We start from the raw sequence: 11352 nt of genomic DNA, 5'->3' as shown, positions 1-11352 counted from the left end.
GGAAGATTAATATGCTTAAGGGAAAAAACGTAATCATTACAGGTTCGAATCGCGGAATAGGACATTCAATGGTAGAGGTGTTTGCAAAGAATGGCGCAAATATCTGGGCTTGTGCGAGAAATAAAAATAATGAATTTGAAGCAGAAATTACTGGGATTGCGCAGAAATACGGAGTTTGGGTTAAGCCAATATACTTCGATATTGCTGATGAGAATCAGATCAAAGCTGGATTTAAAACCATCGCGGCTGATAAGCTTTCGGTGGATTCATTGATTAACAATGCAGGAGTTACTTATAATGCATTATTCCAAATGACTTCCATGGGAAAAATGAAGGAGACCTTCCAGATTAATTTCTTTGGCCCATTTTTGTTTACACAATTTGTGATTAAACAGATGTTAAAACATAAAGCTGGGAGTATTGTGAATATCGCATCTTCTGCTGCGCTGGATGGAAATGCAGGACGCGCTGCTTACGGAGCAAGTAAAGCGGCCGTAATTTGTCAAACAAAAGCAATAGCAGAGGAGCTGGGCGCTTCTGGTATTCGGGCAAATGCTATCGCCCCTGGCATAACAGATACTGATATGGTGGGTCAAAGTATGTCGGACGAAGTGATAAACGAGACAGTTATGAACAGTTGCCTTAAGCGTATCGGGCAACCAATTGAAATTGCAAATACTGCAGCGTTTCTTGCCTCAGACAGAGCATCTTATATCACAGGGCAGGTTTTTCGTGTTGATGGAGGTATGTAGGAGGGAATTTACTGTGGAAGATAATAAAGAATTGATAGAAAACATAAATAGAATAGCTATGCGAATGAGAAGAACGGCACTGGAACTAGCATATCATGCGCGAAATAATGGAGCGCATATAGGCGGAGGACTTTCAACTATTGAGATATTAGCTACACTCTATGGTGGCGTTATGAGGCATTTAAGCTCAAATCCCAATTGGGATGAACGTGACAGATTCATTCTAAGTAAAGGCCATGGGACGCTTGGATATTACACAGCTTTATGTGAGAGTGGATATTTTTCACGAGAAGAGTTATTTACATTTGAAGAGAATGATGGTATTTTCTCCGGGCAACCTTCTATGAATATGGAGAAGGGTATTGAAATCTCAAGTGGTAGTCTTGGAATGGGGCTGCCGATTGCCGTCGGAATGGCTCTAGCAGCAAAGCGAAAGGCTCAGAAACATCGCGTTTTTGTTTTACTAGGAGATGGTGAGTGCAACGAAGGTTCAATTTGGGAAGCGGCAATGAGTGCTTATCATTTTCATCTCGATAATTTGGTGGCTATTATAGACTATAATGGGATGCAGAGCGATGGATTCTGTGATGATTTGATGAAAATGTCGAATATGGAGGCTGCGTGGAAAGGTTTTGGATGGAATGTGCAACAGGGAGACGGACATAACGTTGAAGAATTATATGCACAGCTATCAAATATACCATTACAAGGGGTACCCCATGTCTTGCTCGCAAAAACAGTAAAAGGAAAAGGAGTTTCTTTTATTGAAAATAATAGAGAATGGCATCATGGGCGACTTACCAAGCAACAGCTTGAAATGGCTTTAGCTGAATTAACGGGGGAAAACAGAGATGCTTGATTTTAATAGAAAGAATATTCGTACATGGTCGATGCTTGGAGAAAGGGGCGCATTGGGTGTAGCTCTTTTAGATATTGGGCAGCAGCGTGAGGATGTTTTGGTACTCACTGCGGATTTGTGTAATACTTCAGGGCTAGATCGTTTTCAAAATGCATTTCCCGACCGTTTAATTAATACAGGAATTGCAGAACAGAATATGGTTGGAATGGCAGCAGGCCTAGCAAAAGAGGGATACAAAGTTTTCACGACAACCTTTGCAACCTTTGCCTCAATGCGAGCAATTGAACAGATGCGAAATTGCGTATCGTATATGAATTTTGATGTAAAAATAGTTGGTTTAGCAAGCGGTGTTGCGATGGGGTTTTTTGGAAATACACATTATGGAATTGAAGATATAGCTATAACAAGAGCGATACCCAATATGTGTGTTCTTTCGCCTGCAGATGCTGCAGAAACAATCAAAGCAACAATTGCGGCAACAGAGTACTCAGGGCCTGTTTATATTAGATTAACAGGTAATGCAAATCACCCAATTGTATATGACAAAGATTATGAATTTAGCATTGGAAAAGCTATACAACTTACAAATGGTGGAAACATTGCAATAATTGCTACGGGTAGTATGGTATATGAAGCTTTGCGGGCTTCAGAAATACTCGAAAAGCAAGGAATAAGGTCTTCAGTTATTAATATGCATACGATTAAACCTTTGGACACTAAAATATTAGATGAGATTTTTGCTAGTCATAATCTAATTGTCACAGTGGAGGAGCACGGTAATATTGGTGGATTAGGTAGTGCAGTTGCTGAATACAAGGCGGGTAAGGAAGGTACACCAAAACAGCTGATTATTGGTTTGCCAAATGCATTTGGGAAAGCTGGAGAATATAAATATTTGCTAGATAAATGTGGATTAACTGCAGAAAAAATTGTGGCTAGAATTCTGGAAATAGAATAAAGAGGGAAGTTTAATGGATATTGAAACGAAAACGCATTATTTCCGATTAGGTACGATAGAAGATGTCGAAAGGGTTCAAGAGTTTATTAAGAAGGAATGGAATCCTGAACATATTTTAGTCAAATCCAGAAAGTTGTTTAACTATGAGTATGCTGTTGGAAACAGAATTAACGTTGCTTTAGCAATTAACAAAGAAACAAAAAAGATTGACTGTATTTTTGCATTTTATCAGTCTTCTAAAAACTTGGCTAATTGCGATTTGTGGGGATCGCTTTGGAAGGTTAGTTCCGAGTGTAAGGTGCCTTTTCTAGGTCAGTTGCTAATGAAGAATATCTGTAAAATAACAGGTGCCAAATCTCATAGCGGGGTCGGGCTGAATCCAAAGACAACAGTACGAATTATGAAAACAATGAAAGACCAAACGATTGGGCATCTGAGACACTACTATCGTTTAGCCAATATAGAGGAATATAGGATAGCAGTTATAAAAGATAAACGAATTCTTGATGAGGTAGATGGAGAAAACAACCTGATTGAACTTGCAACAATGGAAGAGTTGAGGAGCAAATTTGATTTGGGTTATTCGCAGCGTAAGCCTTATAAGGATGAATGGTATTTTGAAAAACGTTATTTTAAACATCCGATTTATAATTATAATATTTGGGGTATTGAATCGGAATCTAAGGTAAAGGCTGTGCTCGTCGGTAGAGAGATCGAGCGAAATGGAAGTAAAATACTTAGAATTGTTGACTTTATAGGTGAGGATAATGCACTCGGTGAAGCGGGTAGATCAATTAACAATATTATGATTAATAATAAATACGAGTATATAGATTTTTATCAGCAAGGAATTGATCACGTAATTATGGCTAAAGCTGGTTTTGTTTTAAAAACGGAAGATGACTTAAATATAATTCCTAATTATTTTGAGCCTTTTGTTCAAGAAAACATTGATATGTGGTATCACACATCTTTTGAAGAACCTTATTATGTTTTCAAAGCCGATGCTGACCAAGATAGACCGAACTGGCTGAGGAGTGATTGTAATGAACAATAAAGTCTCTATTATTATGTACCATTATGTGCGTAGTATAGCTTCCAGTCGTTATTCGGATATTAAGGGCCTGGATTTGGTACTCTTCCGTCAACAGATAGCTTTCTTAAAAGAATATGGGAATTTTATTTCCTTCGAGCAACTGCTTGAAGCAATAGACGGAGGGAGAGCTCTACCGAAAAAAAGTGTGCTCCTCACATTCGATGATGGTTATATAGACCACTATACAAATGTATTTCCAATATTAAAGGAAAACGGAATACAAGGCTTTTTCTCGATGCCCGGTAAGATACTGGCAGAGCATAAATTGTTAGATGTTAATATGATTCATTTTATTTTGGCAAGCACACCAATTGATAAACTGCTTTCTTTTGTTTATGATCGGCTTGATTATTACCGTGGAAATGAATTTGATATACCGGCAAATGAAGAACTTTACATTAAACTGGCAAAAGCAAATCGATTTGATAGTGCTGAAGTAATATTTGTGAAGCGTTTGCTTCAAGTGGAATTAGAGGAGAACCTTCGTCATCTAATTGTAAAAGAGTTATTTAATAAATGTGTTGGTATGTCCGAGGAGGCTTTTGCACAGGAATTATACATGAGTGAGGATCAAGTTAGGCTCATGTCAAAAGAGGGAATGTTGTTTGGAATTCACGGTTATGATCATTATTGGATGAACCGACTGACGCAAGAGCAATTGCAAAACGATATTCAGAATGCCTTACAGGTGTTTGATGGAATAGTTGATCCTAATCACTGGATTTGTTGTTATCCTTATGGCTCTTGTAGCGAAACGGTGATCGATTATGTGAAGAGCCAAGGAGCTATAGCTGGAGTGACAACTGAAGTAGCCCTTGCGGATATTTCTGTCTGCGATAGGTTTATATTACCTCGGTTTGATACTAACGATTTCCCTCCCAAAAGCGAAAATTTTAAATGTTCAAATTGAAATTAGAAAATTATCAGTTCTACTACTCAAATGAATTGGATGCAGTTACTTAGTCAAGTCTAATTAGTTCTGATAAAAATAGTTTGAAATTCACATATTGTATATTTACCCTTTTGTTGAAAAGATCATAGTAATAGCAAAATAAGATTCAATTGAATGTTGAGATATTCTGGGTTAAGTAAAGGAGTCAAATGTGGGAAAAAATATAATAAAAATTTATGTATCCTGCCACAAGGATTACTATGTACCCATACATCCTCTGCTTTACCCAATTCAGGTTGGTGCTGCTCTGAGCCCAAGAAGGCTAGAGGGGATGCTTTATGACGATACGGGTGATTCAATTTCATTAAAAAACAAATCATACTGTGAGCTTACAGCTCAGTATTGGGTATGGAAAAACGATAAGGCCGATTACGTTGGCTTTTTCCATTACAGGCGCTATCTTTGTTTTGACGAACGTTATTTAGTGGATTTAAACACGCAGTCATCTCACAAGCCGGTGATACCATACAAAATATTTGACGAACCAACTCCAGAGACGTTGGACGCTCTTAAGTTTAATGTTGAAGGTTTGAGCAGACTTATCTCTCGCTATGAAGTTATTGCACCAATTGCGGAGGAGATGTATGTTTCCATCTACAATCACTACAAAGATACAGCGTTTAATTTTATTGAGGATTTAGATTTGATTCTAAGCATTATCTCAGAGAAATTTCCCAACTTTACAGAGTCAGCAAATGAATACATGAATAATACCAAGCATTATTTCTGCAATATGTTCATTATGAAAAAGGAGATTTTCAATAGCTACTGTGCTTGGCTGTTCAGTATCCTGACTGAATTTGACCGCATTGCAGATTATTCAAAATATAGCGGAAAGGCCTCTCGAGTAGATGGATTTTTAGGAGAGAGGCTTTTTGGAATCTATTACACGTGGCTGAAAAAACAGCCGCACGTGTGTTATGCCGAATTGCCGCGCGCCCATTTTGAAGCATTCCAAGGGGAAACAGATAATTTTTCGCAAATGAAGCGTATTTACACTCTGTTACCTCCTGGCACACGGCGACGCGCTTTAGTCAAGAAGTTATTGAATGGTGTGAGAGGATCATAGAATATGAAATACGATTATCTTGTAGTAGGCGCAGGTCTGTTTGGTTCCGTCTTCGTTAATGAGGCAAAGAAGCGCGGTAAAAATTGCCTAGTCATTGATAAACGTAACCACATTGGTGGTAACATATATTGTGAATCTATTGATGGAATCAATGTACACAAATACGGTGCGCACATTTTCCATACCAATAATGAAGTGGTCTGGCAGTACATCAATAAGTTTGCGAAGTTTAATAATTACATCAATTCTCCTATTGCTTCATATAAAAACGAATTATATAATTTACCATTCAATATGAATACCTTCAGCAAAATGTGGAATATCAAAACACCGTCTCAGGCAAAGGCAATAATTGAAGAGCAAATCCGAGAGCTAAGTATCACAGAGCCTTCAAATTTAGAGGAACAGGCCCTTTCACTGGTTGGTAGGGATGTTTACGAAAAATTGGTAAAGGGATATACCGAAAAGCAATGGGGTCGTGCATGCACAGAGCTTCCTGCTTTTATTATCAAAAGACTTCCCCTGCGTTTTACTTATGACAATAATTATTTTGATGACCGCTATCAAGGAATCCCTATCGGCGGTTATACCCCTATTGTCGAAAAGATGCTCTCCGGGGTTGAGGTGAGACTGAATACGGATTACTTTGATTTTATTGAGTTTGAAAAAGACTGTGCCTCTAAAACCATTTTCACGGGTATGATTGATTCTTTTTTTGGCTATAAGCTAGGATACCTAGAATATCGTTCTTTAAATTTCGAACATAAACGGTTAGAATGCGATAATTATCAGGGTAATGCTGTTGTCAATTATACAGAGCGTGAGGTGCCATACACTAGAATTATTGAGCATAAGCATTTTGAATTTGGAAAACAACCTACAACTGTGATTTCTACAGAGTACCCTTCTGAATGGAAACCTGGTGATGATCCGTATTATCCGGTTAACAATAATAAAAATGATGCGCTGTATGCTAAGTACACAAGACTTGCTGAAGCCGAAAGCAATGTTATCTTTGGGGGCAGGCTTGGAAGCTATAAGTATTATGATATGGATAAGGTGATAAACTCAGCGCTTGAGGCCATTGCTCTCGAGTTTGGCGATTATACTGTATAGTACAGGATGGAGATCAAAGCATGGAATTATTCCGTTTTATATTCCCAAAATCAGGTATCTGTAACGAGGAGGAACTGTACTTTAGAACGGTTCCATCTTCAGGTTATGATAATAGTGTCACCTACAATGAACAGTCGCAGGAAATAAAACTCAAGAAAGGTGCATTAATTTCCTTTGATACCTACTTTAATTGCTTTTCTTATTCAAAATATTTGAAGTATACATGGGTAGATTGTGTCGGAATCTCTTTAAGGATCACGGGAAAGTTTTTAGTAAGATTGTTTGCGGCCAGACATGAATCAGAGAGTCTAAACGAGGTTTTGCAGGAGCATCGGATAGAGTCCTCTGAAATTAGTGAGTTTAAATTCACACACAACTTTACGTCTGATAGATCCGAAGGGATTTACTATATAGAGTTGACAGCCCTATCCGATGAAGCTGTTTTTTTTGGTGGACATTACTTTATTGATGAAACTGCTCATAAGGTCAATCCAGTCAAAGTTGCTTTTATTATCTGCACCTACAAACGCGAGAAGTTTGTTTATCGTAACATTAGAACTGCAAACGACTATATATTTAGTAATCCGCGTTCACCTGTTAGAAATAATTTAAACTTTTTTATTGTTGATAACGGACATACGATTGATGCAGCACAGGTTGAAAGTGAACATGTAAAAGTATTTGAAAACAAGAACTATGGTGGAAGTGGTGGATTTACTCGCGGCATTATTGAAGCATACAAGCGGAGTGATGAATATACCCATGTGTTGTTGATGGATGATGATATATTGTTCGAGGGTGAGGTACTAGCAAGGACAATAACTTTTCTAAAAGTGTTAAGAGCTGAGCGCCTTGACATTTGTATTGGTGCAAGTATGATAAGAGAGGATTTGCCATATCTGCAGCATGAAGCAGGTGCTTTTTGGAAAGGGATGCGTGTTAAAAGTATAAAACCTAACTTTGATTTACGTGTAAGAGAAAAGTTAGTATTCAATGAACATGAGGAATTCGTAAATTATAGTGGCTGGTGGTATATGTGCATTCCGCTTAGCCTAATTGATGATAATAATTTTCCTCTCCCACTATTTATTAAAATGGATGACATGGAATATGGAATCCGGCTTTCTAATAAAATTCTTCTCGTGAATGGAATAGGGATATGGCATGAATATTTTGACTTCAAGTACAGGGCGTATTTGCAGTATTACAATAAACGGAACGGAACTATTCTGACTGCTATCCACTTTCCGCAATTCGGAGCGCTTGCCCATATTGTTAAGTTGTTATTAGCTATGGGAAAGCAGCTTTTGAAAAGAAACTACTCTGCACTTAACTTTTTGTTGCGAGCCTATAATGATTTTCTTAAAGGCATTGATTTTCTACTTCAAACGGACGAAGAGTCTCTAAACATAGAATTGATACAGCGAAGTAAGGAGTCATTACATGATGGCTCGTTGATATATTTCCCAATTATGCTAATAAGTTACGGTTTACAATTTATTAAAATGTCAGTTAAGCTGTTACATGGGTATCGGAAAGCTGCTGAAACTTATCGAAAACGGATGGAGGAGGCTACATCACTTGATTTTTGGTGCCGTCACTTAGATATTGAAAAGGAATAAATTTGTGTTTTTAGAAGTTGAAAGAGAATCTTCATATTTGGGGGTTGGCTAATTTCGATTTCTAATACTAAAGTGACTTAAACGATTTGTATGTTTATACTTAACAAGTAAGCCGTTGATATATGAGGAGACTTTTGATGTTAAATAAAATGAAGAAACATAGGTTTCTATTTGAGGAACTCGTAAAGAGGGACTTTAAAAAGAAGTACAAGAGAACAGTTTTGGGAATGCTGTGGAGTATGCTTGCTCCACTACTAACGCTACTCGCGATGGCCATGGTATTTACCCAATTTTTTGGGAATAGTACTCCGCACTTTATTATCTACATGTTTGCAGGAAACTTGATATTCTCTTATTATCGTGAGGCAACTAATGGGGGAATGAATGCTCTTGTCTCCAATTCTACAATTTTTTCTAAAGTAAATGTTCCTAAGTATATGTTTTTGCTTTCAAAAAATATATCATCTCTAATCAATTTTGGTCTAACTCTGGTTATTTTCTTTCTTTTTGTAGCTATTGAGGGAATACCGTTTACCTGGAAGTTTCTGATGCTAATCTATCCTATTGTTTGTTTACTCGTTTTCAATATAGGGCTTGGCCTAATTTTATCAGCACTTTATATTATTTTTAAGGATGTTCAGTATTTATATGATGTATTTACGACTCTACTAATGTATTTTTCTGCAATCTTTTATACAGTTAATGCCTATGCACCTGATATCCAGTCTTTGTTTTATTTAAATCCTATTTATGTTTATATTACTTATTTCAGAAAGATTGTTATAGAGAATACAATCCCGACATATAGTTTTCATTTGCTTGCTGCTTTTTACTCGCTCATGGTGCTATTTATCGGTGGTATTATTTATAAGAAATATAATTACAAATTTCTTTATTATGTTTAAGAGGGATAATATGGTTATTGATTTAAAGAACGTTTCGGTTAGATACATTATGGGAGACTTTAAAGATATAGGGATCAAAGAGTATCTTATTAGACGGTTGCGAGGGAAATATGAGATAAAAGAATTTTGGGCAGTTAACAATGTATCTTTCTCGCTTAATAAGGGAGATTTATGTGGAATCATTGGTGGCAATGGAGCGGGAAAATCTACGTTACTGAAGGTGATTACTGGTATTATGGTACCGACAAAAGGCTCTGCCAATGTTAATGGGAGTATTGCTGCGTTGCTTGAATTAGGTTCTGGCTTTGATGGCGATTTAACAGTAAAGGAAAATACCTATTTGCGTGGAGCTATGTTGGGATACACAAGGGTGTTTATGAACGATATGTATGATCAAATTATAGCTTTCGCTGAACTCGAAGAGTTTCAGGACAGACCGTTTAAACAATTGTCGTCCGGAATGAAATCAAGACTTGCTTTTTCCATTGCTTGTTTAGTTAATCCAGAGATTCTAATTTTGGATGAAGTTCTGTCTGTCGGAGATGGTGCCTTTCGCAAGAAGAGCGAAACTAAAATGATGGATATACTTAACAGTGGTGTAACAACCCTATTGGTATCGCATTCGCTAGACCAAATTAGAAGAATGTGTAATAAGGTGCTTTGGTTAGATAAAGGAAAACAAATTGCCTTCGGTGAAACAAAAGAAATCTGTGATAGATATGAAGAGTTTTTGGCTGAGAAAAGGTAATATCTAGAACAAATGGTTTTTCATGAAGAAGGTTTACCAGGCTTTAACCTTGGAAGATGCAGAATATAACTACTTGGGATTCGAAGAGAAATGGGGCCAAAAACACCCCATCGTTATTAAGTCCTGGAAAAACAACTGGTTAGAACTCACCGCATTTTTGCATATATTGCGGATATACGAAGAATTATATACAAGACTAATCTCATCGAAGGTTCTCATCGCCAGTTTAGAAAGTAACCAAGACAAAGACTGCGTATCCGACAGATGATGCCTTAAGAAAGATTATCTACCTTGCGACTGAACAAGCATCTAAGAAGTGGACGATGCCAATTAGAGAATGACAAAGTTGCTTAGCTCAATTCATGATCTACTTTGAGGATCGAATGGTTATATAATTTTGGGGCTGCGCCCCGAGTTTATCGCTTTAGTTCTCCCGCCAGAAAAAGAAAAGGGACCCTTCGGTTCCCCTCTATGGTGGCAGAACCAATTAGGCGCTCAGGTTGCTCGCTAGCATTGCCTTACTCTCCATAATTGGCAAGAGCCAACTATAGGTCTAACCAAATAAACTTTGATGTAGAATTTCAATTTACACAAAATAATTTACTTTCCCTTAAGGCCCTTAATAAAATATTCATCCCGCAATGCAGCTGATGGTTTTATTATCATAGTCCCGCACTCCTGATATCAATTCTTCGATATAATTTTATCTTAAATTCTCTATAAAGTATAGGAAGGGTGGATGCCCCATTTTTGAGGGGAAGGGGTTCAAAAGCTCAATTTTTGGATCCCCCTCTGCTACCAAAGACATTACCCCAGATTATCAATTGTATTTCGTTATTCGAATACCTGAAGGTGAGTATATTCCTTTTCGAACGAAGGTTTGAATTACTTCTATCGAATGACAGTAAAGGTTGATATAGGCGGGTACACTTCTAGCTGCTTGGCCGGGTTTTGCATCATTGTATAGGCTGCCTCGCGATGTTTCTCTTTCACCTCGGGACTCTTGAAGCTTAATTCACGGAGGGCTATTAGAATAGTTTCAAATGCTCTGAGCAGTTGATCCCGAGAAGAGAAGTATTTCGCTTCTGAGTTCATGATCATATTTTCCAAGTTAGTGTTGGGCATAGAATCACTTTCTCTCATGGTTTTCTGCCCCACTCCTGAGTTAACAGAGCTGTTGCTTTGGGCCTGTTGCTCTATAGAGTAAGCGCCTAATAAGGCAGTGTATAGACCCATCTGGGTAACTATGAGACAATCCTCGTAAATTGAAGTTTT

At 37.5% G+C, this 11352-nt stretch carries 11 protein-coding genes and 1 pseudogene; 11 read left to right on the top strand and 1 reads right to left on the bottom strand.

Annotated features, from left to right (window positions below):
- Window positions 1-11 precede the first annotated feature (11 nt).
- The 11 genes and pseudogenes from DESDI_RS15470 to DESDI_RS15420 all read left to right on the top strand — a co-directional run.
- Window positions 12-752 (top strand): SDR family NAD(P)-dependent oxidoreductase, encoded by a 741-nt coding sequence (locus tag DESDI_RS15470; RefSeq protein ID WP_015263547.1) that lies wholly within the window; start codon window positions 12-14, stop codon window positions 750-752.
- 13 nt (window positions 753-765) lie between these two features.
- Complete coding sequence (locus tag DESDI_RS15465; protein ID WP_015263546.1) at window positions 766-1611, top strand: transketolase; 846 nt, start codon at window positions 766-768, stop codon at window positions 1609-1611.
- Window positions 1604-2569, top strand: a complete 966-nt coding sequence (locus DESDI_RS15460) for a transketolase family protein (RefSeq protein ID WP_015263545.1) — start codon at window positions 1604-1606, stop codon at window positions 2567-2569. Before DESDI_RS15465 ends, DESDI_RS15460 begins: the two co-directional genes overlap by 8 nt.
- A 13-nt stretch (window positions 2570-2582) precedes the next feature.
- The gene (locus DESDI_RS15455) at window positions 2583-3626 is read left to right on the top strand and encodes a hypothetical protein (protein ID WP_015263544.1); all 1044 of its coding nucleotides are present in this window, start codon (window positions 2583-2585) and stop codon (window positions 3624-3626) included.
- Window positions 3616-4575, top strand: a complete 960-nt coding sequence (locus DESDI_RS15450) for a polysaccharide deacetylase family protein (protein WP_015263543.1) — start codon at window positions 3616-3618, stop codon at window positions 4573-4575. Before DESDI_RS15455 ends, DESDI_RS15450 begins: the two co-directional genes overlap by 11 nt.
- A 193-nt stretch (window positions 4576-4768) precedes the next feature.
- On the top strand, window positions 4769-5686 hold the full coding sequence (locus DESDI_RS15445; protein WP_015263542.1) for a DUF4422 domain-containing protein: 918 nt from the start codon (window positions 4769-4771) through the stop codon (window positions 5684-5686).
- A gap of 3 nt (window positions 5687-5689) precedes the next feature.
- Window positions 5690-6802: a UDP-galactopyranose mutase gene (gene glf, locus DESDI_RS15440; protein ID WP_015263541.1), complete on the top strand. Its 1113-nt coding sequence runs from the start codon at window positions 5690-5692 to the stop codon at window positions 6800-6802.
- Between the two features lie 20 nt (window positions 6803-6822).
- Window positions 6823-8424, top strand: coding sequence for a glycosyltransferase family 2 protein (locus DESDI_RS15435; protein ID WP_015263540.1), 1602 nt, complete (start codon window positions 6823-6825; stop codon window positions 8422-8424).
- 137 nt (window positions 8425-8561) lie between these two features.
- The gene (locus tag DESDI_RS15430; protein WP_015263539.1) at window positions 8562-9329 is read left to right on the top strand and encodes an ABC transporter permease; all 768 of its coding nucleotides are present in this window, start codon (window positions 8562-8564) and stop codon (window positions 9327-9329) included.
- Between the two features lie 10 nt (window positions 9330-9339).
- Window positions 9340-10077, top strand: coding sequence for an ABC transporter ATP-binding protein (locus DESDI_RS15425; RefSeq protein ID WP_015263538.1), 738 nt, complete (start codon window positions 9340-9342; stop codon window positions 10075-10077).
- Window positions 10078-10099: 22 nt separating this feature from the next.
- Window positions 10100-10415 (top strand): annotated as a pseudogene (locus DESDI_RS15420) (transposase); the annotation flags it as partial.
- Window positions 10416-10968: 553 nt separating this feature from the next.
- Here DESDI_RS15420 and DESDI_RS15415 read toward each other — a convergent pair.
- Window positions 10969-11313: a BTB/POZ domain-containing protein gene (locus DESDI_RS15415; RefSeq protein WP_193787624.1), complete on the bottom strand. Its 345-nt coding sequence runs from the start codon at window positions 11311-11313 to the stop codon at window positions 10969-10971.
- Between the last annotated feature and the right edge of the window lie 39 nt (window positions 11314-11352).

Source organism: Desulfitobacterium dichloroeliminans LMG P-21439 (genome assembly GCF_000243135.2).
In the GTDB taxonomy this organism is placed as follows: domain Bacteria; phylum Bacillota; class Desulfitobacteriia; order Desulfitobacteriales; family Desulfitobacteriaceae; genus Desulfitobacterium; species Desulfitobacterium dichloroeliminans.
This window is presented reverse-complemented; position numbering and strand designations above follow the sequence as displayed.

Coding starts and splice junctions, on each gene's coding strand:
- DESDI_RS15450 (WP_015263543.1), top strand. CDS start 3,616: ATGAACAATAAAGTCTCTATTATTATGTACCATTATGTGCGTAGTATA.
- DESDI_RS15460 (WP_015263545.1), top strand. CDS start 1,604: ATGCTTGATTTTAATAGAAAGAATATTCGTACATGGTCGATGCTTGGA.
- DESDI_RS15435 (WP_015263540.1), top strand. CDS start 6,823: ATGGAATTATTCCGTTTTATATTCCCAAAATCAGGTATCTGTAACGAG.
- DESDI_RS15455 (WP_015263544.1), top strand. CDS start 2,583: ATGGATATTGAAACGAAAACGCATTATTTCCGATTAGGTACGATAGAA.
- DESDI_RS15415 (WP_193787624.1), bottom strand. CDS start 11,313: ATGGGTCTATACACTGCCTTATTAGGCGCTTACTCTATAGAGCAACAG.
- glf (WP_015263541.1), top strand. CDS start 5,690: ATGAAATACGATTATCTTGTAGTAGGCGCAGGTCTGTTTGGTTCCGTC.
- DESDI_RS15425 (WP_015263538.1), top strand. CDS start 9,340: ATGGTTATTGATTTAAAGAACGTTTCGGTTAGATACATTATGGGAGAC.
- DESDI_RS15470 (WP_015263547.1), top strand. CDS start 12: ATGCTTAAGGGAAAAAACGTAATCATTACAGGTTCGAATCGCGGAATA.
- DESDI_RS15430 (WP_015263539.1), top strand. CDS start 8,562: ATGTTAAATAAAATGAAGAAACATAGGTTTCTATTTGAGGAACTCGTA.